The organism is Agrobacterium sp. MS2 (assembly GCF_003261015.1).
Lineage (GTDB): Bacteria > Pseudomonadota > Alphaproteobacteria > Rhizobiales > Rhizobiaceae > Agrobacterium > Agrobacterium pusense.
This window is the reverse complement of record NZ_QLNF01000084.1, coordinates 271,637-295,109: the sequence shown is the minus strand read 5'-3', so window position 1 is coordinate 295,109 and position 23,473 is coordinate 271,637. Positions and strand designations below refer to the sequence as shown.

The window sequence follows — 23,473 nt, the reverse complement described above, 5'->3', positions numbered from 1 at the left end:
GCTAGCGGAGCCCCGCAGCGATGGAGTATTCTCGGATGTCGAAAAAAATCATCAACCTCATCATCCTGCTTCCGCTGGCGATTATCCTCGTCATCCTGTGCGTGGCCAACCGCCAGTCCGTGACGCTGGCGCTCAATCCGTTCCGACCGGAAGATGGCGTTCTGTCCTTCACCGCGCCATTTTTCGTTTTCCTGTTTCTGGCGGTCATTTTTGGTGTGCTGCTGGGGTCTGCGGCCACCTGGTTCGCTCAGGGCAAACATCGCAAACGCGCCCGCATCGAGGCGAAGGAAGCCGTTCGCTGGCACGACGAGGCCAACCGTCAAAAGGCTGCCGCGGCCGGCCAGCTTCCACAGGCGGGACAACTCCCGGCAAAGTGATGGCGCCAGCATTGGTCCCGGCTCTAGTCGAGCGGCCTACGGAATGTTATTTGCTGGCGCGATAAGACGCGGGCAAAAGCGGAAAGATTTCCATTGAAGAAAAAAGACAGCCGGCCGGGCAATCGCGCGCGAGCCGGAAACGAGAAAAAACAGCCTCATGCCGTAAAGGCGGCGCGCCGCGCGGATGCCGCGCCGAAAAAGCGCGAGCCTGATGCGGTGCGCAGCGTGCAGAAGGCCGCACCGAAGGAAAAAACCGTTGTAGCCGCCGCCATCGAACAGGTTCCTGCGCGCGCACTGATCCAGCGCACCGGCGCACTGCCTGCGGAACAGGTTCCCGTCATTCTGGAATCGAGCGGCGCCGGTGATTTTCACCTCATCGATAGCGGCAACGGCCTGAAGCTCGAGCAATATGGCGATTATCGCATCGTCCGTCCCGAGGCGCAGGCGCTCTGGAGACCGTCGATCCCCGACCGCGTATGGCAGAATGCCGATGCCGTTTTTACCGGCGATACGGACGAGGACGGCATGGGCCGCTGGCGGTTTCCCAAGGAAGCGCTCGGAGAAACCTGGCCCCTGTCGCTCTTGGGCGTCGATTTTCTCGGCCGCTTCACGGCTTTCCGGCATGTTGGCGTCTTTCCCGAGCAGATCGTTCATTGGGAGTGGCTGAAACATTCCATCGAGACGGCTGACCGGCCGCTGAAGGTGCTCAATCTGTTCGGTTATACAGGCGTCGCCTCGCTGGTTGCGGCGGCTGCGGGCGCTGAAGTCACCCACGTCGATGCCTCCAAGAAGGCGATCGGGTGGGCCAAGGAAAATCAGGCCCTTGCCCGGCTCGAGCAGGCGCCGATCCGCTGGATCTGCGAAGACGCCATGAAGTTCATCCAGCGTGAGGAACGCCGCGGCAACAGCTACGATATCATCCTCACCGACCCGCCGAAGTTCGGCCGCGGGACCCACGGCGAGGTCTGGCAATTGTTCGACCATCTGCCTCTGATGCTGGACATCTGCCGGGAAATCCTGTCGCCCAAGGCGCTCGGCCTGGTGCTGACAGCCTATTCGATCAGGGCGAGCTTCTATTCAATGCATGAGCTGATGCGTGAAACCATGCGCGGCGCCGCTGGCGTCGTCACGTCCGGCGAACTTGTCATCCGTGAAGCCGGGCTGGACGGCAAGACGCCGGGCCGCGTGCTTTCCACATCGCTGTTCAGCCGCTGGGAGCCGAAATGAAGGATATGCGCGAAAATACAACGCGCCGGGTTGGTCAGGTCAAGGAAGTGACCAGCCTCGCCAATCCCATCATCAAGGACATTAAGGCGCTCACCCAGAAAAAGGGCAGGGAGGAGACCGGCACTTTCATGGCGGAAGGCCTGAAGCTGGTCATCGATGCCCTCGAACTCGGCTGGACGATAAAGACGCTGGTTTACGCCAAGGCCGCCAAGGGCAAGCCGCTGGTGGAGCAGGCGGCGGTGAAGACGGTCGCATCCGGCGGGCTGGTGCTCGAAGTCAGCGAAAAGGTCATCGCCTCGATCACCCGCCGCGACAATCCGCAAATGGTCGTCGGCATTTTCGAGCAGAAATGGAAGCCGTTGAAGGATATCCGGCCGGAAAAGGGCGAGACCTATATCGCACTCGACCGGGTTCGTGATCCCGGCAATCTCGGCACCATCATCCGCACAGCGGACGCGGCTGGTGCCTCGGGGGTCATTCTGGTCGGGGATTGCACGGACCCATTTTCGCTGGAAACGGTACGCGCCACCATGGGTTCGATCTTCGCCACGCCCGTTGCGCGCGCCTCGGTCGAGGAATTCCTGTCCTGGAAAAAATCGGCACATGTCAGCGTCGTCGCCACCCATCTTGCCGGTTCTGTGGATTATCGAAAGATCGATTATGCCGGCAAGCCGGTCGTGATCCTGATGGGCAATGAACAATCCGGCCTTCCGCCGGAGCTTGCCGGCAAGGCCGACCAGCTGGCGCGCATTCCCCAGCAGGGTCGCGCAGACAGCCTTAATCTCGCCATCGCAACCGCCGTCATGCTGTTCGAAGCACGGCGACATCTCCTCGAACTCGCACCGGTGACGTAATGGCCAAGGCGGCATTGTTCTCGAAATTTGGCCCGGCCTTTGCCCTGATCGTCGCCGCGCTGGTGCTGGATCAAATCGTCAAGCAGCTGGTCGAAGCCTATCTGCCGCTGCAGGAGATGGTGCCTGTCGCGCCGTTTCTGGCGCTTTACCGCACCTACAATCTTGGTGTCGCCTTTTCCATGCTCGAAGACATGCACGGGTGGTTCATCGTCAGCATGCGGCTCGTCATCGTTGTCTTCGTTCTGTGGCTATGGCGCAAGACGGCTGCCGATCGCACCTTCGCCCATCTCGGTTTTGCCTTCATCATCGCCGGAGCAGCGGGTAATCTTCTAGACCGCTTCTTTTACGGGCACGTCATCGACTATATCCTGTTCCACACACAGACATGGTCCTTCGCTGTTTTCAACCTTGCTGACAGTTTCATAACCATCGGTGCAGGCTGCGTCATTCTCGACGAGTTTTTGCACGCCCGGGCGGCTAAAAAGTAAAATTTTACCGTTTCGGCCAAACATATCAAAACCGCTGCCGTGGTAGCGGTTGCCTATGAGCGAACTGGCAAAACTTCGGCAAAAAGTCTCGGATGGCCTTGGCCTGGCTGCCACGGCGGTGCAGCCTGCGGATCGTCTCGATACGACGGCACGCCCTGCAGATGAAGGACATGCGACCGGTACCGGGTCGATTGCGCTCTATGTCGCCGTGTCGTTATCGGTGGGGGCTTTTTCCGCTGCCCTGATCGCGCTTGCAGTGCCTTATGCTGTCACTGTTGCGATGGCGATCTTCTTCGGCGCAGTGCTCGTCGGTGTCCTTTTCCATGCGCTCTTTGATGAGTCTTTGCATCGGCCCGATGCCCTGGCTGCAGAAGCAGATCTCCGGCTGCGCCAGACGCAAAACCGGTCTCTGATTGCCGAAATGCAGGAGTTCATGGGCGATATAGTCGTGATCCGCGACATGAACCGGCGTATTGTCGAGGCGAATAGAGTGTTTCGCGAAATGACCGGCTGCACGGCCCCGGAAGGGTTGAGCTGCGAGGAAATCGGCATCGCTTTCCGCCCGGGCGAAAAGGTCCACGCTTATGATGTGGAGATCGCGACCCCGTTCGGTCAGCGCATCTTCTCCTGGCATGATGTCGTGACCCGCGATCTGGCAAGCAGCCGTCTTCACATCAGCAGCATCGCCAGAGATGTGACTGAGGAGCGGCTTGCACTTGCCGAAAGGGAAGATGCCCGCCTGCGCGCCGAAAAGGCCGAGGCGGAAAAGGCGAGGCTGCTTGCCACAGTAAGTCATGAAATCCGCCTGCCGCTTTCCGGCATGCTCGGCATGAACCATCTTCTGTCGCAGACGAAACTCAGCGACGAGCAGCGCAACTATCTCGATGGCATGCGGCAATCCGGCCAGTCGCTGGTGCAGCTGGTCGAGGATCTGCTGGATTATTCGACCATGGAGGCTGGCCGCTTCAGGCTCAATCCGCGCGCGGAGAACCTGCGGCGGCTGATTGAGAGCATCGTTGAGATGCTCGCCCATCGCGCCCATGAAAAAGGTATAGAGATTACATCCTTCGTTGCGCCTGAAGTACCCGATCATCTCGATTTCGATCCGGCGAGGCTGCGTCAGGTCCTCTTCAATCTCCTCGGCAATGCCGTCAAATTCACGCGGGAAGGCGGCGTCGTCATCCGGGCGCGCATGATCGGTGACGAATTGCACATCGCCGTCGAAGACACCGGCCCGGGCATGAGCCGGGCGGAACAGGCCCGTATTTTTGGGGAATTCGAACAGGCTGGCCCGTTGTCGCAGCGAAGCGCAGGCACGGGCCTTGGACTTGCGATCTCCGCCCGTATCGTGCGGGAATTCGGCGGCCGTCTCACGGTTTCCAGCCGCAAGGGCAAGGGTAGCACTTTCAAGCTGGCGTTTCGCCCGGGAGGCGCGCCTGCCGAAATGGCGGATCCGGCGCGACGCCATTGCCTGCGACATACAAATGTCCTGCTCGTCGCACCAGGGGGTGTGGCGGCAGCGGTCACGATGGAGGCGATCGAGGCCTTCGGCGGGCAATGCACACTTATCCATCAGCCTGAAGATCTGGAAAAGCTGAGGAAGAGTTCCGCCATCGGGACCGCCCCCCTTACCGATGTCATCGTCGACCGGCGCATTTCGCCGTTGTTCAAAGATGCACTGAAGGATTGGCCGGACGGCAATGTCCGCCGCACGCTGCTCGTCAGCCCCGAAGAGCGGCCGTCGACAATGCATGTGGCCTTCGACGCGTGGTTGATCCGGCCGCTGCGGGAAAAATCCCTGATCGACGTGTTGTGCGGTCGTCTGCGCGGCATAGAGCGACGGGACGCCATCAACGACAACCACCCGGATGTGGGATTTTCCTCGCGGGTGGTGGAGGGGGCGAGTGGTATCGAGATACTCGTGGCGGAAGACGATGCTGTTAATCAGCGCATCATCCGCGCCGTTCTGGAAAAAAGCGGCTATATCGTCCGCGCCGTCGGGGATTTTGCGGCGTTGCGGCAATCTCTGGAGCAGGGCGTATCCCGTTTGCCTGATCTCATAGTCTCCGACCTCAACATGCCGGGCGGCGACGGGCTCCAAGCGCTCCCTGACCTCCTCCATATGCTGCAGGGCGAAAGAAATATTCCTGTCATCGTGCTCAGCGGCGATACCAGTGACGCGACCGCCGAAATCCTGCTGAAGGCTGGTGTTGGCGCGATTTTGACGAAACCTGCCGACCCGCGACGGCTGGTTGAGGAAATCCGTCGTCTGCTGGAGGCGAAACGCCTGTCGCTATCGTAAATTGACAGACTCGCTCTGGCTGCATTTTGTCACTATTCTGTCGTTAAATAGTGATTTATGACAGGAAAATCTTTGGTGGCGGAGCGATTCCCCATGGTTGCCGAAATCCTCAATCACGACATTTGTGAAAACAATGTTGTCATTACTGCTCGTCCGGAGACAGCTCAGGACAATGAGGGCCTTTTCGGTCGCATCGGCACGCTGGAAACCCGGCTTGCCAGAAATGAACGCGAGATTGATGCTGCGCAGTCCGTACGGTACCGGGTGTTCGTCGAGGAGATGAAGGCAAGGCTTCCGGCAGAAGCGATGCGGCGCCAGCGCGACTTCGACGCCTGGGACAGTGTGTGTGACCATCTGCTCGTGCTCGATAAGTCGATCGAGGGTGACAGCGAAGATCAGATCGTCGGCACCTATCGCCTGCTGCGTCAGGAAGTCGCGCTCGCCAATAATGGCTTTTATTCCGCCAGCGAATTTGACATCGCCGGTCTCGTTGCGCGCCACCCAGGCAAGCGCTTCATGGAGCTTGGCCGCTCCTGCGTGCTGCCGGAATATCGCACCAAGCGCACCGTCGAGCTTCTGTGGCAGGGCAACTGGTCCTACGCCGTTAAACACCGGATGGACGCCATGATCGGCTGCGCCTCCTTCCCGGGTGTGCAGCCGGAAGCACATGCGCTCGCCTTGTCTTTCCTGCACCATAATTGCCTTGCTAAGGGGGAGTGGGAGGCGGTTGCTCTTCCTGAGCTCTACCATGAAATGGACCTCGTTCCGGCAGAAGCCCTGAACGCCCGCAAGGCGCTGAACGCCATGCCGCCGCTGATCAAGGGTTATATGCGCCTCGGCGCCATGTTCGGCTCCGGCGCGGTGGTAGACCACGCCTTCAACACGACCGACGTGCTGGTGGTCCTGCCGGTTTCGTCGATCGCCGGCCGATACATCAGCTATTATGGCGGCGAGACCGAACGTATCAACGGCTGAGCGGGTTCTGCGTAGCCGGAGGGGATGTTCCTGTGGGCAGCGGTGCCGTGCGTGTTGTCTTGGGGTAGCCATTCCCGTTAGTGTCAGCGCTCCTTTTCCGCAACACGATATGACATCGGCAGGCCATTGACGGACGTTCTGACAACCGCTTCCCTGATCTCGGAGGAGAGCCGCGCGACGGCCACTCCGATGATGGAGCAATATATCGAGATCAAGGCGAACAATCCCGGTTCGCTGCTTTTCTACCGCATGGGCGATTTTTACGAATTGTTCTTTGACGATGCGGTGGAAGCTTCCCGCGCTCTCGGTATCACGCTGACGAAACGTGGCCAACACATGGGTCACGATATTCCCATGTGCGGCGTTCCCGTCCATGCTGCGGATGATTATCTCCAGAAGCTCATCATGCGCGGCTATCGCGTTGCCGTCTGCGAGCAGGTCGAAGACCCGGCCGAGGCGAAGAAGCGCGGATCGAAATCCGTGGTAAAACGCGATGTGGTGCGGCTTGTCACGCCTGGCACGCTCACCGAAGAAAAGCTGCTTTCGCCAACGGAATCCAACTATCTGATGGCGCTTGCTCGTATTCGCGGCAGTGCGGAGGCACAGTTCGCGCTTGCCTGGATTGATATTTCCACCGGCGTCTTCCGTCTGGCGGAAACGACGCTGACGCGGCTTCTTGCCGATATCTGGCGTATCGACCCGCGCGAGCTGATCGTTGCCGACAGCCTGTTCCACGACGAGGAATTGCGGCCGGTGTTCGATATGCTGGGCCGCGTGGCGGTGCCGCAGCCGGCCATTCTGTTCGACAGCGCTACGGCTGAAGGGCGGATCGCGCGTTACTTCAACGTCTCGACGCTCGATGGTTTCGGCACGTTTTCGCGCGTGGAAATGTCCGCGGCCGCTGCCGCCGTTGCCTATGTCGAAAAAACGCAGATCGCCGAGCGCCCGCCGCTCGGCGCGCCGGAACGCGAAAGCGCTGCCTCCACGTTGTTCATCGATCCCGCCACCCGAGCCAATCTGGAACTGGTAAAGACTCTCTCGGGTGAGAGGGACGGCTCGTTGCTGCATGCGCTGAACCGAACGGTCACCGGCGGCGGTGCGCGGCTTCTCGCCGAGCGGCTGATGTCACCCTTGACCGATCCGGAGAGGATCAATGCCCGTCTCGACGCGGTTGCTTATCTGATTGACGACGTCTCCCTCTGCGACGGTCTGCGCGATGCGCTGAAGCAGGTGGCCGATATGCCGCGCGCGCTTTCCCGCCTTGCGCTGGAGCGCGGCGGCCCGCGCGATCTCGGCGCGATCCGGCAGGGCTTGGCGTCGGCCGAGAGAATTGCCGCCATTCTCGATCAGGGGCTGTTGCCGGAGGAGCTTGCCTCAGCCCTTGCGGATCTGAAAGCCTTGCCGAGCGGGCTGGAAGCGATGCTCGGCTCGATGCTGGCCGACGATCTGCCGCTTCTGAAGCGCGATGGCGGCTTCCTGCGTGAGGGCGCCAATCCCGAACTCGATGAGGTGCGGGCGCTGCGCGATCAGTCGCGTCGGGTGATCGCCGGGCTGCAGCTGCAATATGCCGAGGAGACCGGCATCAAGTCGCTCAAGATCAAGCATAACAATGTGCTGGGCTATTTCATCGAGGTGACGGCGGGCAATGCCGATATGATGACGGCGACCGACGAGGCGAAGGCCCGCTTCATCCACCGCCAGACGATGGCCGGTGCCATGCGTTTCACCACCACCGAGCTTGCCGATCTCGAAAGCCGCATCGCCAATGCTGCTGCCGAAGCCCTGACCATGGAGCTGGAAGCCTTCGAACGGATGGTCAAGGCGGTGGTGCAGCAGGCCGACGCGATCAAGGCCGGCGCGCTGGCGCTAGCGGTCATTGATGTCGCCTCGAGCCTCGCCTATCTCGCCACCGAACAGGCCTATTGCCGTCCGATCGTCGATGCCTCCATGACGTTCTCGATCAAGGGTGGGCGGCACCCGGTTGTGGAGCAGGCGCTCAGGCGGCAGTCAGCTGGGCCCTTCATCGCCAACAATTGCGATCTGTCGGCGATCAATGGCGGCAAGAACGGCGCGATCTGGCTGCTCACCGGTCCCAACATGGGCGGTAAATCGACCTTCCTGCGCCAGAATGCGCTGATCGCCATCCTTGCGCAGATCGGTTCCTTCGTGCCGGCGGAAGCTGCCCATATCGGCGTTGTGGACCGGTTGTTTTCGCGTGTCGGCGCGTCTGACGATCTGGCGCGTGGCCGCTCCACCTTCATGGTGGAGATGGTGGAAACTGCCGCCATCCTCAATCAGGCGACGGACCGCTCGCTGGTCATTCTGGACGAGATCGGCCGGGGTACAGCGACCTTCGACGGACTTTCCATCGCCTGGGCGTCGGTGGAGCACCTGCATGAGGTCAATCGCTGCCGTGGCCTCTTCGCGACGCATTTTCATGAGCTGACGGTGTTGTCGGAAAAACTTGGCCGCCTTTCCAATGCCACGATGCGGGTGAAGGAGTGGGAAGGTGACGTCATCTTCCTGCACGAAGTCGGACCGGGCGCTGCGGATCGTTCCTACGGCATTCAGGTCGCACGGCTTGCGGGCTTGCCGGCTTCGGTGGTGGAACGCGCCCGCGAGGTGCTGACGAAGCTCGAAGATGCCGACCGCAAGAACCCGGCAAGCCAGCTGATTGATGATCTCCCGCTGTTCCAGATCGCGGTTCGCCGCGAGGAAACCCGCAAGGCAGGACCATCAAAGGTGGAGGAAGCCCTGAAAAGCTTCAATCCGGACGAAATGACACCGCGTGAGGCATTGGACGCGCTCTATGCGTTGAAGAAAGAACTTGGCAAGGCTTGAAGGCATAGAGTGCCTGTCCATAGCCTCTGAAACTCTTTATAGGACACTCCCATCGCAAGCGGTGGGGTTTCCCACAGGACATGGGTAACGGCATAGATGGCCATCAAGGACCTGGATTTTTCCGACATTCTCGATGTATCGGCGCTGAAGCGAGACTGCGACGTCATCTTCAGGGAAGACGGCAGACGCATCGCCGATATCAAGTCCGATCTGCTGCCGATCTTCCGCAAGGCCAGTACGGAAGGCCGGGAAAAGGCCAGGGAACTGCTCAAGGCCGATGGCAGCGGTATTGATTGCGCCCGCCGCATCTCCTGGCTGCAGGATCGTCTGATCGAAACGCTCTATGATCTCTCCTGCCAATACGTCTATCCGAAAGATGCGCCGCAGATCGCTGTCGCCGCGGTTGGCGGTTATGGACGCGGCACGCTGGCGCCGGGATCGGATATCGACCTCCTGTTCCTGCTTCCCACCAAGAACACGCCTGACATGCACAAGGCCGTGGAGTTCGTGCTCTATCTCCTCTGGGATCTCGGCTTCAAGGTCGGCCACGCCACCCGCACGGTGGATGAGTGCATTCGGCTTTCCAAATCCGACATGACGATCCGCACCGCTATTTTGGAAGTGCGGGCGATCTGCGGCAAGAAATCCCTGACCGACGATCTCGAAAAACGCTTCGAGTCAGAAGTCGTGACCGGCACCGGCCCGGAATTCATCGCCGCCAAGCTCGCCGAGCGTGACCAGCGCCACCGCAAGGCCGGCGATACGCGTTATCTGGTGGAGCCGAACGTCAAGGAAGGCAAGGGCGGCTTGCGTGACCTGCACACGCTGTTCTGGATTGCCAAATATTATTACCACGTCCGTGATACGGCCGATCTCGTCAAACTCGGCGTTTTGTCGCGGTCAGAACTGAAACTGTTCGAAAAGGCCGATGATTTTCTCTGGGCCGTCCGTTGCCAGATGCATTTCATCACCGGCAAGGCGGAAGAACGCCTTTCCTTCGATATTCAGCGCGAAATTGCCGATGCGCTGAACTATCAGCCGCGCCCAGGCCTCTCCGCCGTCGAACGCTTCATGAAGCACTATTTCCTCGTCGCTAAAGATGTCGGTGATCTCACCCGCATCGTCTGCGCCGGGCTGGAAGACAGGCAGGCGAAGGACGTGCCGGGCCTTTCCGGTGTGCTCAGCCGCTTCGCCCACCGCGTTCGCAAGATTCCGGGTTCCGTGGAATTCGTCGAGGACCGGGGGCGCATCGCGCTCGCGAAACCCGACGTCTTCAAGAACGACCCGGTCAACCTCATCCGGCTCTTCCATATCGCCGATATCAACAATCTCGAACTGCACCCCGATGCCTTGCGCGTGGTCACCCGTTCGCTTTCGCTCATCAATGACGAGCTGCGGGAAAACGAGGAAGCAAACCGGCTTTTCCTGTCGATCCTGACATCGCGGCGTGATCCGGCGCTGACATTACGGCGCATGAACGAGGCCGGCGTGCTCGGCAAATTCATCCCCGAATTCGGCAAGATCGTCGCGATGATGCAGTTCAACATGTATCATCATTACACGGTGGACGAGCATCTCATTCGTTCGGTCGGCGTGCTGTCGGAAGTGGATAAGGGAACGGCTGTCGATGCCCATCCGCTCGCCAATCAGTTGATGCCCGGCGTCGAGGAACGCGAGGCGCTTTATGTGGCGGTACTGCTGCACGATGTCGCCAAGGGCCGGCAGGAAGATCATTCGATCGCCGGTGCCCGCGTCGCCCGCAAGCTCTGCCAGCGCTTCCGTCTCACCGGCAAGCAGACCGAAACCGTCGTTTGGCTTATCGAGCAGCATCTTCTGATGTCCATGGTTGCCCAAACGCGCGACCTGCACGACCGCAAGACCATCACCGATTTTGCCGACAAGGTGCAATCCATGGAGCGGCTGAAGATGCTGCTCATCCTGACCGTCTGCGATATCAGGGCTGTCGGTCCGGGTGTGTGGAACGGCTGGAAGGGCCAGCTGCTGCGCTCGCTCTATTATGAGACGGAACTGCTTCTCTCCGGCGGTTTCTCGGAAGTTTCGCGCAAGGAGCGCGCGCAGATTGCCCGGCAGGCGCTCTACGACGCCCTTGATGACTGGGGCCAAAAGGCGCGGCGCAAATACACCAAGCTGCATTACGAGCCTTATCTCCTGACGGTGGCGCTGGAAGATCAGGTGCGACACACCCGCTTCATCCGCGAGGCGGACAAGCAGGAAAAGGCACTCTCGACCATGGTGCGCACCCATTCCTTCCACGCCATCACGGAAATCACCGTTCTGGCGCCCGACCATCCGCGCCTGCTTTCGATCATAACCGGCGCCTGCGCCGCGGCCGGCGCCAACATTGCCGATGCGCAGATTTTCACCACCTCAGACGGGCGGGCGCTCGATACGATCCTCATCAACCGCGAATTTCCGATCGACGAGGACGAGACGCGGCGTGGCAACAATGTCGGCAAACTGATCGAGGAAGTTCTCTCCGGCAAGCAGCGCCTGCCGGAAATGATCGCCACCCGCACCAAGAGCCGGAAGAAAAAGAGCGCCTTCACCATTCCGCCTTCGGTGACGATCTCGAATGGCTTGTCCAACAAGTTCACCGTGATCGAGGTCGAGTGCCTCGACCGGCCGGGGCTTCTGGCCGACATGACGGCTGTCATCGCCGACCTGTCACTCGACATTCACTCCGCCCGCATCACGACATTTGGTGAAAAAGTCATCGATACCTTCTACGTCACTGATCTCTTCGGTCAGAAGGTGACGAACGACAACCGGCAGGCCAGCATCGCGCAACGTTTGAAGGCGGTCATGAGCGAGCAGGAAGACGAATTGCGCGACCGCATGCCAAACGGCATCATCGCCCATCCAGACGTGGCGGCGCTGCCGGCCGCGCGCACGGCAAAGGCTTGAAAGTCCCATGAGTCTCATCGGCAAGTTCGCCACAGTCGGCACAGCCACGCTCGGCAGCCGCATCTTCGGCTTCCTGCGTGAAACGCTGATGGCAGCCGCCGTCGGCACCGGGCCGGTGGCGGATGCTTTCAACGCCGCTTTCCGCTTTCCCAATACCTTCCGGCGGCTTTTCGCCGAGGGTGCATTCAACTCTGCCTTCGTGCCGCTTTTCGCCAAGGAGATCGAGGCGAACGGCATGGAAGGCGCGCGGCGTTTCTCGGAAGAGGTCTTCGGCGTCCTGTTCACGGTGCTGCTGGCCTTGACGATCCTGATGGAACTGTCGATGCCTTTCATCGTGCGCACGGTGATTGCTCCCGGCTTCGTCGATGACCCGGTGAAGTTCGAAAACACCATCCACCTTGCCACCATCATGTTCCCCTATCTCGCCTGCATGTCGCTGGCGGCGATGATGGGCGGCATGCTGAACTCTCTGCACCGTTATTTTGCGGCTGCTATTGCTCCCGTTTTCCTCAACATCATTCTCATCGGTGTGCTCGCGCTGGCATGGTGGAAAAATTACGATCCGCTTCAGGTCGGTTACGCGCTCTCGTGGGGCGTGATGGTGGCAGGTCTTGTGCAGCTCGCCATCGTCTGGATTGCGGTGCGCAATGCCGGCATGCGCATTGGTTTCCGCAGACCACGGCTGACCAAGAACGTGCAGCGGCTTCTGGTCCTTGCCCTGCCGGCAGCCATCACCGGCGGCATTACCCAGATCAATCTGCTCATCAACACCAACATCGCTTCCGGCGGCGAGGGCGTCATATCCTCGCTTGCCTATGCGGACCGAATCTATCAACTGCCGCTCGGCGTCGTCGGCATTGCTGTTGCCACGGTGCTCCTGCCGGAACTGGCGCGGGCGCTGCGCGGCGGCCATATGGTGGAGGCCGGAAGCCTGCAGAACCGCGCGGTCGAGTTCGTGCTGTTCCTGACCCTGCCCGCTGCGGCCGCTCTTCTCGTCATGGCCGAACCCATCGTTCGTTTCCTTTACGAGCGCGGCAATTTCTTGCCCTCGGCCACCTTCACCGTTGCGCAAATTCTTGGCATCTATGGTCTGGGCCTGCCGGCTTTCGTGCTCATCAAGGCCTTTATTCCGGGCTTCTTCGCGCGCGAAGATACCCGCACGCCAATGATTTTCGCGGCGATTTCGGTTGTCGTGAACGTCTCGCTGGCACTGACGCTTTTCCCGCGTCTTGGCGGCCCGGGCATTGCCATTGCCGAAATCACCGCCGGCTGGGTGAATGCCGCCCTGCTGTTCGGCATGCTTTTGTGGCGCGGTCACTGGCACCTGGATATTCCGCTACTCACCCGTATCCCGCGCCTGCTCCTGGCCGCGGCACTGATGGCCGTATTTGTGCATTATGCGCTGACGTGGCTGACCTTCGAGCTGTCTTCCGCCTCGTCCATTTTCGTGCGGGCCGGCACGATCATGGGCCTCGTCTTTGCCGCCATGCTGGTTTATTTCGTCCTGGCTTTCGTGTCTGGAGGTGCCGACATCGGCATGGTGAAGCGGGCCGTCCGCAAGCGCGGAAAAAAGAACGTCGAGACGGAGGCTGGCTGATGTCCTTTGCTGAAAACCGCCGCATCGCCCTCGTTACCCTCGTGGTTGATGATTACGATCGGGCGAAGACGTTTTATTGCGATGTTCTCGGCTTCGAGTGCCTCTCCGATCAGCCACTGGACGACGGCAAAAGGTGGCTGGTGGTCAAGCCGCAGGGCGCTGACGGTGGCGCCCTTCTGCTCGCCGAGGCCGATGGTGAAGAGCAGCGCCTTGCCATCGGCAACCAGACCGGCGGCCGTGTCGGGTTTTTCCTGCATACCGACAATTTCCAACGCGATTATGAGACGATGCTTGCCCGCGGCGTGCGCTTTCTGGAACAGCCTCGCCATGAGGTTTACGGTTCCGTTGCGGTCTTTGTCGATCCCTATGGAAATCGTTGGGATCTTCTGGAGCCGCGCGGCTGACAGGCCCTGAAAGCGCTTGATTGCGAGGGGCTGCGGGTGCATAAGCGCGCGTGCAATTCCAATCACGGGGCGGGGCCCTCCACAAGCCTTTTCGAGGACGACAATGAACGCATTCAAGCCGCTGGTTTTCTCGGGCGTCCAGCCGACCGGCAATCTGCATCTCGGCAATTATCTCGGCGCGATCCGCAAATTCGTGGCGCTGCAGGAAGATAATGATTGCATATATTGCGTCGTCGACATGCACGCCATCACCGCCCAGCTCGTTCACTCGGACCTGAAGGCGCAGACCCGCTCTATCGCGGCCGCCTTCATCGCCTCGGGCATTGATCCGGTGAAGCATATCGTCTTCAACCAGTCGGCCGTGCCGCAGCATGCGGAACTGGCCTGGGTGTTCAACTGCGTGGCGCGCATCGGCTGGATGGAGCGGATGACGCAGTTCAAGGACAAGTCCGGCAAGAATGCCGAACAGGTGTCGCTCGGCCTCCTTGCGTATCCGAGCCTGATGGCTGCCGACATTCTCGTTTATCGTGCCACCCATGTTCCTGTTGGTGACGACCAGAAACAGCATCTGGAACTCGCCAGAGACATCGCCCAGAAATTCAACATCGATTTCAGCGACCATATCCGCAAGGCGGGCCTCGGGCTCGATATAACGGTCGGCGATGAGCCGGTGCACGCCTATTTCCCGATGGTGGAGCCGTTGATCGGCGGTCCGGCTCCGCGCGTGATGTCGTTGAAGGACGGCACCAAGAAGATGTCGAAGTCCGACCCGTCCGATCTGTCGCGCATCAACCTGATGGATGATGTCGATGCCATCTCGAAGAAGATCAAGAAGGCAAAGACCGATCCTGATGCGCTGCCGAGCGAAGTGGAAGGCCTCAAAGGTCGCCCCGAGGCCGACAACCTCGTTGGCATCTATGCCGCGCTTTCCGACAAGACGAAGGCCGAGGTTCTTTCCGAATTTGGCGGACAACAGTTCTCGGCTTTCAAGCCGGCCCTGGTCGAGCTCGCGGTGAATGTGCTGGCCCCCGTCAACAATGAGATGCGCCGCCTTCTCGATGACCCGACCCATATCGACGCCATCCTCAAGCAGGGCGGCGAACGGGCGGGCGCCATTGCCGAAAAGACCATGAACGAGGTGCGCGACATCATCGGCTTCCTGCGCTGACAGGTCGCCGCTGCTCGAATGCGTCGGGTGGTTTGCGCCTGTCGTGATTTGATATAATCTCCGCCCGAACCGTCGGGCGGTTTACGGATCACGGCGGACCTAGGGAGTGCAGAATGGTTTCAAAACGGCTGTCGCGTCTGGAAGGGCATCGGCGCAAGTTTCTTGCAGTTATCGATGACACGCCGGAATGCGAGAGGGCCGTGCACTATGCCGGTCGTCGCGCCAAGAACTCCAATGGCGGGCTGGTGCTGCTTTACATGATCCCGGAAGGCGATTTCCAGCAGTGGCTTGGCGTCGAGCAGATCATGCGGGCCGAGGCGCGCGAGGAGGCGGAAGCCACGCTTGCCAAGATCGCCCAGAAGGTGCGCGAGACGATCGGCATCGAGCCGGAAGCGGTGATCCGCGAAGGCAGCGCCACCGAGCAGATCCACGGGCTGATCGAGGAAGACCGCGATATCGCCATTCTCGTTCTGGCGGCGGGATCGACGAAGGAAGGTCCGGGACCGCTCGTTTCCTCCATCGCCGGGCGAGGGGCAGCCTTCCCGATCCCCGTCACCGTGTTGCCGGATACTTTGTCCGATGAGGAAATCGACGCTCTCTGCTGATCCGGTTTCGGGCGAGATTCAGGGCCTGACGATTTCTTGAATGTAATTATCATGTCAGGGCTTGAAGTGTAGCTTCGCCGGGCGTATTTTTTGGAAGAATTCTAAATTGCGGGGCGTGAACGGCGACCTCGAAGGAGACTGACGATGTTCATTCAGACGGAAGCCACGCCGAACCCGACAACGCTGAAGTTCTTGCCGGGCAAGGTCGTGCTCGAAAGCGGAACGGTGGAGTTCCTCAACCCGTCGCAGGCCCAAGCTTCGCCGCTGGCAGAGCGCCTCTTCATGATACCGGGTGTGACCGGCGTTTATTTCGGTTTCGATTTCATCACCGTCACCAAGGACGGCGCGGAATGGCAGCACCTGAAGCCCGCCATTCTGGGCGCGATCATGGAACACTTCATGTCCGGCCGCCCGATCATGGGCACTGCCATTGCGGCCGAAGTATCGGATGAGGAAGGCGAGTTCTTCGAAGAGGGTGATGAAACCATCGTCGCCACCATCAAGGAACTGCTGGAAACCCGCGTCCGTCCCGCCGTGGCGCAGGACGGCGGCGACATCACCTTCCGCGGCTTCCGCGACGGCACGGTGTTCCTGAACATGAAGGGCGCGTGCTCGGGCTGCCCATCCTCCACCGCCACGCTGAAGCATGGTGTTCAGAATCTGCTTCGCCATTTCGTGCCGGAAGTGCGCGAAGTCGAAGCGGTATAATGCTGTAAAGCCAGATCATGATTGTTCTCGCACTCGACACCGCAGGTGTGGACTGTTCCGCCTGTATCTATGACAGCACCTCGGACAGGGTGCTTGGGGAAGTCTGCGAAACAATTGGCAAGGGCCATGCCGAAAGGCTGATGGCCGTGATCGATGGGGCTCTGGAGCAGGCGCAACTGTCGCTGCGGAATGTCGGGCGTATTGCCGTGACCATCGGCCCCGGGTCCTTCACGGGCATCCGGGTCGGTGTTGCCGCGGCGCGCGGTTTTGCCCTGTCGCTCGGCGTCGAGGCCGTCGGCGTCACCACGCTAGAAACGCTCGCCCTGCATCATCTGCTGCAAAACCCCGACCGGCCAGTGGCGGTCGGTCTGGATGCCAAACGTGGCGAAACCTATCTCCAGACATTCGGCATGGACGGATTACCACTCAACGAGGCGGCGCTTCTGTCTCTGGATGACGCCAAGAGTGTTCTTTCCGGTTTTAATGGTCCCGTCATCGGCTCCGCCGCGCCGCTGTTTGCAGGAGAGGAAAGCGGGTCCGGGCCGGACCACTTTCCGATCGCCTCCGTTGCCCGTGCTGGCGCGCGCAAGCCGGAAGGGCAGGCGAAACCGGCACCGCTTTATCTGCGTGGGCCGGATGCCCGGCCACAAACCGGTTTTGCGCTGGCACGTCAGGACGTTGCCTGATACGGCATGCATGAGTGCATGTTTCTGATTCCCGATTCCTGATATGTTTGACGAATATCTAAGCTGGAAGCCCTATTTCGAGATCGTGCCGATGCAGCATGAGGATTGCGCCGCGGTTGCGGAACTGCATGCGTTGCGCTTTCCGCGCCCGTGGAACGACGGGGAGTTTTCGGGACTGCTGACGCAGGGATCGGTTTTCGGTGCCGTTGCCCGGCAGACAAACGCCTTTTTCAGCAAGCCGCTCGGTGGATTCGTGCTGGCGAGGGAAGTGGCGGGAGAAGCTGAAATCCTGACCGTGGCGGTTGCCGACAAGTTCGCACGTGCGGGTCTCGGCTGGCGTTTGATGCAGTCGGCCATCCGCGAGGCAATGATGCGCGGCGCAGAAACCATGTTCCTTGAAGTTGATAATAACAACGCGTCCGCTCTGGGTCTTTACAGGAAGCTCGGGTTCAAAACCGTCGCGGAACGCAAGGCCTATTACACCGCCAAGGATGGAACGAAGTCGACGGCGCTTGTCATGCGCCGCGATCTTCGCTAGTTCCCTGCGACAGGCATTTTTTCGGCGAAAGCCGCAAACCGGAATTCTCAAAAGGCCATAAGACGTGACAGACCTTTCGAAAACGCTGGAGGAGCTTTGTGCCGAACGCGGTATGCGGATGACCGACCAACGCCGTGTCATCGCCCGCGTCCTTCAGGAATCGGCCGACCATCCAGATGTCGAGGAGCTTTACCGCCGTTCCTCCGCCGTGGACCCGCGCATCTCGATTTCCACCGTCTATAGAACGGTGAAGCTGTTCGAGGATGCCGGCATCATCGAGCGTCACGATTTTCGCGACGGCCGTTCACGCTACGAGACCGTGCCTGAAGAGCATCACGATCACCTGATCGACCTGAAGAATGGCGTCGTCATTGAATTTCACTCGGCCGAGATCGAAGCTCTGCAGGAGAAGATCGCCCGCGAACACGGCTTCAGGCTCGTGGATCACCGGCTGGAACTTTACGGCGTGCCATTGAAGCCTGGCGAACACTGAGACGCCGGTGAACAAGCGGGCGTTCCCATCATGATGTGGCTGCGGACAGCCTATATTGCGGTCGTACTCCTGATCGTCACGCTTGTTTTGCTGCCGCTTCAACTGCTGGGCCTTGCCTTCGACTGGCGGCTCCGCCGCCGCATTCCCCGCGTCTGGCATCGTATCGCCTGCCATGTTCTCGGCATACGCGTGCATGTCCACGGGGAAGTGGAGCGGGCAAAGCCGTTAATGCTCGCGGTCAATCACGCCTCATGGAAAGACATCCTCGTTTTGGGCAGCATTGCCGACGTGGTGTTCATCGCCAAGACCGAGGTGCGCGACTGGCCGGTTTTCGGCTGGCTCGCGCGGCTGCAGAAAAGCATCTTCGTTCAACGCGAGCAGAAACGCAGCACCGGCATGCAGGTGAGCGAGATCGCCAGCCGCATGGCCGATGGCGAGATCGTTGTCCTCTTTCCCGAAGGAACCACCTCGGACGGAAACCGCATGCTGGCCGTCAAATCCTCGCTCTTCGGTGCGGCGTCCACCGCCGCAGAACAGGTACCGGGCAAGCTTGTTTATGTCCAGCCGGTCGCCATCGCCTATACGCGGCTGCATGGCATGGCGATGGGGCGCTACCATCGCGTCATCGCCGCCTGGCCGGGCAGCATCACGCTCGTGCCGCATCTGCTCGGCATCATCAAAGCGGGCGCCATCGATGTCGACGTGACATTTGGTGACAGCGTCCGGTTCCACAGCACCGACAACCGCAAGCGACTGGCGACCGATATCGCCGCCTCCATCCGCTCAATGCTGGCCTTCAGCTTGCGCGGCGGCTGGCGGAATTCGTGAGATCGTAGCTTTTCCGGCATTTTTCTGTTTAATCTCGCCGTGAAAAACACTAGATAGCCGCCATGACCCAGGAAACGCTTGGCCTTGACGCCCCACCCATGATCGCCCGCGAGGGTTCGAACAGCCAGCCCGCATCCATCGCGCGCGATGGGGCAAACAGCAGAAAGGTCTTCATCAAGACTTATGGCTGTCAGATGAACGTCTACGATTCCGTCCGCATGAGCGATGCGCTGGCGAAGGACGGTTATGTTCAGACGGAGGATATGGGCGAGGCGGATCTGGTTCTGCTGAATACCTGTCACATTCGCGAAAAGGCGGCGGAAAAGGTCTACTCTGCGCTTGGCCGCCTGCGGGACATGAAAAAGTCGCGCGAAGAGCAGGGTCGGGAATTCATGATCGGCGTTGCCGGCTGCGTGGCGCAGGCGGAAGGCGAGGAAATCCTTCGCCGGGCGCCCGCCGTGGATGTCGTCATCGGCCCGCAGACCTATCACCGCCTGCCGGAAGCACTGAAACGGGTACGTGGAGGCGAGCGCGTCATCGAGACCGAATACGCGGTTGAGGACAAGTTCGAACACCTGCCGGTTGCCGAGAAATCCACGCTGCGAACGCGCGGTGTTACGGCTTTTTTGACCGTGCAGGAAGGTTGCGACAAGTTCTGTACCTTCTGTGTCGTGCCCTATACGCGCGGTTCGGAGGTTTCCCGTCCCGTGCGCCAGATTGTTGATGAGGCGATGAAGCTTGTCGATGCCGGCGTGCGTGAGATCACGCTGCTCGGCCAGAACGTCAACGCCTGGCAGGGCGAAGGCCCGAAGGGCGAAAAATGGGGCCTTGCCGAACTGCTTTACCGGCTGGCGGAAATTCCGGGCCTTGCGAGGCTTCGCTACACCACCAGCCATCCGCGCGACATGGACGATCGCCTGATCGGCGCCCATCGCGACCTGCGCATCCTGATGCCCTATCTGCATCTGCCGGTTCAGTCCGGTTCGGACCGAATTCTGAAAGCGATGAACCGTCGCCATACGGGCGAGGAATATATCCAGCTTATTGAAAAAATCCGCGCCGCCCGCCCTGATATTGCCATGTCTGGAGACTTTATTGTCGGTTTCCCCGGCGAGACGGATCGCGATTTCGAAGATACGATGGCGATGGTCGAAACGGTAAAGTACGCGCAGGCCTTCTCGTTCAAATACTCCACCCGTCCCGGCACGCCGGGGGCCGACCTCACGGACCAGGTTGCGGAAGACGTGAAGGCCGAGCGGTTGGAAAGATTGCAGGCTCTCTTGCTGCGGCAACAGAAGGAATTTGCGGAGTCGCTGGTCGGAAAGACCATGGATGTGCTGCTGGAAAAGCCCGGCCGCATGACTGAGCAGTTGATAGGTCGTTCTCCGTGGCTGCAATCCGTGAATCTTGATGCAAAGACTTTGAAAATCGGTGACATTGTTAATGTACGAATCACCGCAACGGGTCCAAACAGCTTGTTTGCCGAGGTGGCAGAGAGTTAGAGTGGGGAGCCTACACTGATTGGGACAGGAGCCTGACCGCTTGAACGCACACGAATTGGTATCAAATTCATCGCGCCAGCCACGCCAAGCCGCGACCGACGCCAATCACTTCGTCCTCACGTTCGAGAATAACAGGATAGCAGGAGAGCTATTCGGTCAGTTCGATCAGAACCTGAAGCTTCTGGAGCAGCGCCTCAATATCGACGCTCGTCCGCGTGGAAATTCAGTCGCCATCACCGGCGATGTGGTCTCCACCAATCAGGCCCGCCGCGCGCTTGATTTCCTTTACGAGCGTTTGCTGAAGGGTGGCGCCGTCGAGCTTTCTGATGTCGAGGGGGCGATCCGCATGGCCGTCGCAGCGGACGACCAGCTGACGCTGCCGACCATGGAGCGCAAGGCGAAGATTTCCATGGCGCAGATTTCAACGCGCAAGAAAACCATTTCGGCGCGGACGCCCACGCAGGACGTCTATATGCGCGCCTTGGAACAATCCGAACTCGTTTTCGGTGTTGGTCCTGCCGGCACGGGCAAGACCTATCTGGCCGTGGCGCATGCCGCGCAGCTTCTGGAGCGTGGCGCGGTCGATCGCATCATCCTTTCGCGTCCCGCCGTTGAAGCGGGTGAGCGTCTGGGCTTCCTGCCCGGCGACATGAAGGAAAAGGTCGATCCGTATCTCCGCCCGCTTTATGACGCGCTGTATGACATGATGCCCGGCGACAAAGTGGAGCGCGCCATTCAGGCGGGCGTCATCGAAATTGCACCTCTGGCTTTCATGCGCGGCCGCACGCTTGCCAATGCCGCCGTCATTCTGGACGAAGCCCAGAATACTACTACCATGCAGATGAAGATGTTCCTGACGCGCCTTGGCGAAAACGGTCGCATGATTGTGACCGGCGACCCAAGCCAGGTGGACTTGCCGCGCGGCGTGAAGTCTGGCCTCGTGGAAGCCCTGCAGATCCTCACGGATGTGGAAGGCGTGTCCGTTGTGCGTTTCAAGGATGTGGACGTTGTCCGTCACCCGATGGTGGCGCGCATTGTCCGGGCCTATGAATCCCATACGGCTGTGCCGGATGAGAGCCTGCTGAAGGGCGACTGACGAAAAGACAATGACAGCTTTGGATATTCAAATCAGCGTCGAGGCCGAAGGCTGGTCCTCGGAAGAGGACCTGTCTGCCTTTGCGTCAAAGACGCTGGATGCGGCGGTCGATTTTCTGAAGCGGGAAGAGGATCAACCCTTCCCGAAAATGCCGGTCGAGCTCTCGCTGGTCTTCACCGACGATGAAAATATCCGGGAAATCAACGCCGAGTGGCGTGACAAGGACAAGGCGACCAACGTCTTGTCTTTCCCTGCTTTTCCGCTGGAACCGGGCGGAATGCCCGGCCCTATGCTGGGCGATATCGTCGTCGCGAGAGAAACGGTAGAGCGAGAGGCCCTTGAACTTGAGAAGAGTTTCGAGGATCATCTGACCCATCTTCTCGTTCATGGGTTCCTGCATTTGTTTGGTTATGACCACATGGACGAGGAAGAAGCGGAAGAAATGGAGTCGCTTGAGACTCGCATTTTGGCGGTGCTTGGCCTATCTGATCCCTATGCGGGTCAAGAACCGCTTTAAATATTGTCTGGAGCCATGAACGAACATTCTGCACGACCTGCCAATGAGGGCAGAGAAAACGGCGAGCAGTCCTCTTCGGAGGAGGGCAGTAGTCACTTACGTCAGGACTACAATGCCAAACCGAGATCGACCATCTGGTCGCGCATCGCGCGGTTGCTGAAACCGTCTCAGGGTGAGCGCCTGCGCGAGGATCTGACCGATGCGCTGATGGACGACACTGAAATAGGCGCCGCCTTTACGCCCGAAGAACGGGCGATGCTACACAACATCCTCCGTTTCCGTGAGATCAGGGTCGAAGATATCATGATCCCGCGGGTGGATATTGACGGTCTCGATCAGAATATGACGATCGGTGACGCGCTGATCCTGTTTGAGGAAACCGGACGTTCCCGTATGCCGGTTTATGAAGAGACGCTGGACGACCCCAAGGGGATGATCCATATCCGCGATCTGCTTGCTTATGTTGCCAAACAGGCTCGCAACAAGCGCCGGGTGGGATCGCGTGGCGTCGCTTACGGTGAAGTGAAGGCGCCGCGGTCGCCGCGGCCGAATTTCGATCTTGCGCGGGTCGATCTGGAAAAGACGGTTGCCGATGCCGGGCTGGTGCGCAAGATTCTTTTCGCGCCGCCCTCCATGTTGGCCTCCGATCTTCTGAAGACCATGCAGGCCCAGAGAACCCAGCTCGCCGTGGTGATCGATGAATATGGCGGTACCGACGGTCTTGTCAGCCATGAGGACATCGTCGAGATGGTGGTTGGGGACATCGACGACGAGCACGACAAGGACGAGGCGATGTTCTCGCGTCTTTCTGCCGATGTGCTCGTGGCGGATGCCCGCGCGGAACTCACCGAACTTGCCGAGGCTATCGGTCCGGAATTCGACGTGCGCGAACATCTGGAAGAAATCGATACGCTCGGTGGACTCATCTTCTTCGCGCTGGGCCGTATCCCCGCCAAGGGCGAGGTCGTTCGCGCCGTGCCCGGTTTCGAGTTTCAGATCCTCGATGCGGATACGAGGCGTATCAAGGGCGTTCGTATCGTACGCGATCACGGCTCCGAAGGGGAAGACGACCGCGCCCCTGGCGATGCCGGTGAGGTGATTGCATTGCCGCCGCCGGAGACGCGGTTGATCGCCCATCAGCAGAACGTGGACTGAAAGGATAGACGGGTAGCCCCCGTCGATCCCGCCGTTTGATCTTCCGGATTCTGCGGGTTCGACTACCCGGGCATGAGATCCCGCTCCATCTGCCCTGCCTGATGTGGACGGCGGATCTTTTTTCCTTTACGTCGAAAGAAAGGGAAATTTCGCGGAATGGCTTGCCTGGAGCGGGTTTCCGGATGCG

General features: G+C 60.0%; 21 protein-coding genes. All 21 read left to right on the top strand.

Annotated features, from left to right (window positions below; genetic code table 11):
* Window positions 1-35 precede the first annotated feature (35 nt).
* The gene (locus DOU54_RS21540) at window positions 36-377 is read left to right on the top strand and encodes a LapA family protein (RefSeq protein WP_004439562.1); all 342 of its coding nucleotides are present in this window, start codon (window positions 36-38) and stop codon (window positions 375-377) included.
* Window positions 378-470: 93 nt separating this feature from the next.
* Window positions 471-1,604: an RsmD family RNA methyltransferase gene (locus DOU54_RS21535; RefSeq protein ID WP_113380889.1), complete on the top strand. Its 1,134-nt coding sequence runs from the start codon at window positions 471-473 to the stop codon at window positions 1,602-1,604.
* Window positions 1,601-2,458, top strand: coding sequence for a TrmH family RNA methyltransferase (locus tag DOU54_RS21530; protein ID WP_113380890.1), 858 nt, complete (start codon window positions 1,601-1,603; stop codon window positions 2,456-2,458). The genes DOU54_RS21535 and DOU54_RS21530 overlap by 4 nt, the downstream gene beginning before the upstream one ends.
* Window positions 2,458-2,946 carry a signal peptidase II gene (gene lspA / locus DOU54_RS21525; RefSeq protein WP_004439571.1) on the top strand — a complete coding sequence of 163 codons (489 nt, stop codon included), beginning with the start codon at window positions 2,458-2,460 and terminating at the stop codon, window positions 2,944-2,946. The genes DOU54_RS21530 and lspA overlap by 1 nt, the downstream gene beginning before the upstream one ends.
* Window positions 2,947-3,001: 55 nt before the next feature.
* On the top strand, window positions 3,002-5,248 hold the full coding sequence (locus DOU54_RS21520) for a hybrid sensor histidine kinase/response regulator (protein ID WP_113380891.1): 2,247 nt from the start codon (window positions 3,002-3,004) through the stop codon (window positions 5,246-5,248).
* 93 nt (window positions 5,249-5,341) lie between these two features.
* Window positions 5,342-6,223 carry a l-ornithine N(alpha)-acyltransferase gene (olsB, locus tag DOU54_RS21515; RefSeq protein ID WP_113380892.1) on the top strand — a complete coding sequence of 294 codons (882 nt, stop codon included), beginning with the start codon at window positions 5,342-5,344 and terminating at the stop codon, window positions 6,221-6,223.
* A 189-nt stretch (window positions 6,224-6,412) separates the two neighbouring features.
* Window positions 6,413-9,064 carry a DNA mismatch repair protein MutS gene (gene mutS / locus DOU54_RS21510; RefSeq protein ID WP_113380978.1) on the top strand — a complete coding sequence of 884 codons (2,652 nt, stop codon included), beginning with the start codon at window positions 6,413-6,415 and terminating at the stop codon, window positions 9,062-9,064.
* A gap of 96 nt (window positions 9,065-9,160) precedes the next feature.
* Window positions 9,161-11,989 (top strand): [protein-PII] uridylyltransferase, encoded by a 2,829-nt coding sequence (locus DOU54_RS21505; protein ID WP_113731820.1) that lies wholly within the window; start codon window positions 9,161-9,163, stop codon window positions 11,987-11,989.
* Between the two features lie 7 nt (window positions 11,990-11,996).
* Complete coding sequence (gene murJ / locus DOU54_RS21500) at window positions 11,997-13,586, top strand: murein biosynthesis integral membrane protein MurJ (RefSeq protein ID WP_113380894.1); 1,590 nt, start codon at window positions 11,997-11,999, stop codon at window positions 13,584-13,586.
* The gene (locus tag DOU54_RS21495; protein ID WP_113380895.1) at window positions 13,586-13,990 is read left to right on the top strand and encodes a VOC family protein; all 405 of its coding nucleotides are present in this window, start codon (window positions 13,586-13,588) and stop codon (window positions 13,988-13,990) included. The genes murJ and DOU54_RS21495 overlap by 1 nt, the downstream gene beginning before the upstream one ends.
* A gap of 103 nt (window positions 13,991-14,093) precedes the next feature.
* Window positions 14,094-15,158: a tryptophan--tRNA ligase gene (gene trpS / locus DOU54_RS21490; protein ID WP_072493875.1), complete on the top strand. Its 1,065-nt coding sequence runs from the start codon at window positions 14,094-14,096 to the stop codon at window positions 15,156-15,158.
* Window positions 15,159-15,271: 113 nt separating this feature from the next.
* Window positions 15,272-15,763, top strand: a complete 492-nt coding sequence (locus tag DOU54_RS21485) for a universal stress protein (protein ID WP_003503758.1) — start codon at window positions 15,272-15,274, stop codon at window positions 15,761-15,763.
* A gap of 144 nt (window positions 15,764-15,907) precedes the next feature.
* A complete protein-coding gene (locus tag DOU54_RS21480; protein WP_006698903.1) occupies window positions 15,908-16,471 on the top strand; it encodes a NifU family protein in 564 nt (187 codons plus the stop codon).
* A gap of 17 nt (window positions 16,472-16,488) precedes the next feature.
* Window positions 16,489-17,157, top strand: a complete 669-nt coding sequence (gene tsaB, locus DOU54_RS21475; protein ID WP_113380896.1) for a tRNA (adenosine(37)-N6)-threonylcarbamoyltransferase complex dimerization subunit type 1 TsaB — start codon at window positions 16,489-16,491, stop codon at window positions 17,155-17,157.
* A 43-nt stretch (window positions 17,158-17,200) separates the two neighbouring features.
* Window positions 17,201-17,695, top strand: a complete 495-nt coding sequence (locus DOU54_RS21470) for a GNAT family N-acetyltransferase (RefSeq protein ID WP_006698905.1) — start codon at window positions 17,201-17,203, stop codon at window positions 17,693-17,695.
* Window positions 17,696-17,759: 64 nt separating this feature from the next.
* Window positions 17,760-18,188 (top strand): Fur family transcriptional regulator, encoded by a 429-nt coding sequence (locus DOU54_RS21465; RefSeq protein ID WP_004439602.1) that lies wholly within the window; start codon window positions 17,760-17,762, stop codon window positions 18,186-18,188.
* A gap of 30 nt (window positions 18,189-18,218) precedes the next feature.
* The gene (gene olsA / locus DOU54_RS21460; protein WP_113731819.1) at window positions 18,219-19,016 is read left to right on the top strand and encodes a lyso-ornithine lipid O-acyltransferase; all 798 of its coding nucleotides are present in this window, start codon (window positions 18,219-18,221) and stop codon (window positions 19,014-19,016) included.
* Between the two features lie 62 nt (window positions 19,017-19,078).
* On the top strand, window positions 19,079-20,518 hold the full coding sequence (miaB, locus tag DOU54_RS21455; protein WP_022555517.1) for a tRNA (N6-isopentenyl adenosine(37)-C2)-methylthiotransferase MiaB: 1,440 nt from the start codon (window positions 19,079-19,081) through the stop codon (window positions 20,516-20,518).
* A gap of 40 nt (window positions 20,519-20,558) precedes the next feature.
* The gene (locus DOU54_RS21450) at window positions 20,559-21,614 is read left to right on the top strand and encodes a PhoH family protein (RefSeq protein WP_004439610.1); all 1,056 of its coding nucleotides are present in this window, start codon (window positions 20,559-20,561) and stop codon (window positions 21,612-21,614) included.
* 10 nt (window positions 21,615-21,624) lie between these two features.
* Window positions 21,625-22,131, top strand: coding sequence for an rRNA maturation RNase YbeY (gene ybeY, locus DOU54_RS21445; RefSeq protein ID WP_006698908.1), 507 nt, complete (start codon window positions 21,625-21,627; stop codon window positions 22,129-22,131).
* A gap of 15 nt (window positions 22,132-22,146) precedes the next feature.
* Complete coding sequence (locus DOU54_RS21440; protein WP_004439615.1) at window positions 22,147-23,286, top strand: hemolysin family protein; 1,140 nt, start codon at window positions 22,147-22,149, stop codon at window positions 23,284-23,286.
* Window positions 23,287-23,473: the final 187 nt, after the last annotated feature.

Excerpts from the sequence above, each read along its gene's own strand:
- DOU54_RS21540 (WP_004439562.1), top strand. The coding sequence starts at position 36 with ATGTCGAAAAAAATCATCAACCTCATCATCCTGCTTCCGCTGGCGATT.
- DOU54_RS21530 (WP_113380890.1), top strand. The coding sequence starts at position 1,601 with ATGAAGGATATGCGCGAAAATACAACGCGCCGGGTTGGTCAGGTCAAG.
- lspA (WP_004439571.1), top strand. The coding sequence starts at position 2,458 with ATGGCCAAGGCGGCATTGTTCTCGAAATTTGGCCCGGCCTTTGCCCTG.
- DOU54_RS21520 (WP_113380891.1), top strand. The coding sequence starts at position 3,002 with ATGAGCGAACTGGCAAAACTTCGGCAAAAAGTCTCGGATGGCCTTGGC.
- olsB (WP_113380892.1), top strand. The coding sequence starts at position 5,342 with ATGGTTGCCGAAATCCTCAATCACGACATTTGTGAAAACAATGTTGTC.
- mutS (WP_113380978.1), top strand. The coding sequence starts at position 6,413 with ATGATGGAGCAATATATCGAGATCAAGGCGAACAATCCCGGTTCGCTG.
- DOU54_RS21505 (WP_113731820.1), top strand. The coding sequence starts at position 9,161 with ATGGCCATCAAGGACCTGGATTTTTCCGACATTCTCGATGTATCGGCG.
- murJ (WP_113380894.1), top strand. The coding sequence starts at position 11,997 with ATGAGTCTCATCGGCAAGTTCGCCACAGTCGGCACAGCCACGCTCGGC.
- DOU54_RS21495 (WP_113380895.1), top strand. The coding sequence starts at position 13,586 with ATGTCCTTTGCTGAAAACCGCCGCATCGCCCTCGTTACCCTCGTGGTT.
- trpS (WP_072493875.1), top strand. The coding sequence starts at position 14,094 with ATGAACGCATTCAAGCCGCTGGTTTTCTCGGGCGTCCAGCCGACCGGC.
- DOU54_RS21485 (WP_003503758.1), top strand. The coding sequence starts at position 15,272 with ATGGTTTCAAAACGGCTGTCGCGTCTGGAAGGGCATCGGCGCAAGTTT.
- DOU54_RS21480 (WP_006698903.1), top strand. The coding sequence starts at position 15,908 with ATGTTCATTCAGACGGAAGCCACGCCGAACCCGACAACGCTGAAGTTC.
- tsaB (WP_113380896.1), top strand. The coding sequence starts at position 16,489 with ATGATTGTTCTCGCACTCGACACCGCAGGTGTGGACTGTTCCGCCTGT.
- DOU54_RS21470 (WP_006698905.1), top strand. The coding sequence starts at position 17,201 with ATGTTTGACGAATATCTAAGCTGGAAGCCCTATTTCGAGATCGTGCCG.
- olsA (WP_113731819.1), top strand. The coding sequence starts at position 18,219 with ATGATGTGGCTGCGGACAGCCTATATTGCGGTCGTACTCCTGATCGTC.
- miaB (WP_022555517.1), top strand. The coding sequence starts at position 19,079 with ATGACCCAGGAAACGCTTGGCCTTGACGCCCCACCCATGATCGCCCGC.
- ybeY (WP_006698908.1), top strand. The coding sequence starts at position 21,625 with ATGACAGCTTTGGATATTCAAATCAGCGTCGAGGCCGAAGGCTGGTCC.
- DOU54_RS21440 (WP_004439615.1), top strand. The coding sequence starts at position 22,147 with ATGAACGAACATTCTGCACGACCTGCCAATGAGGGCAGAGAAAACGGC.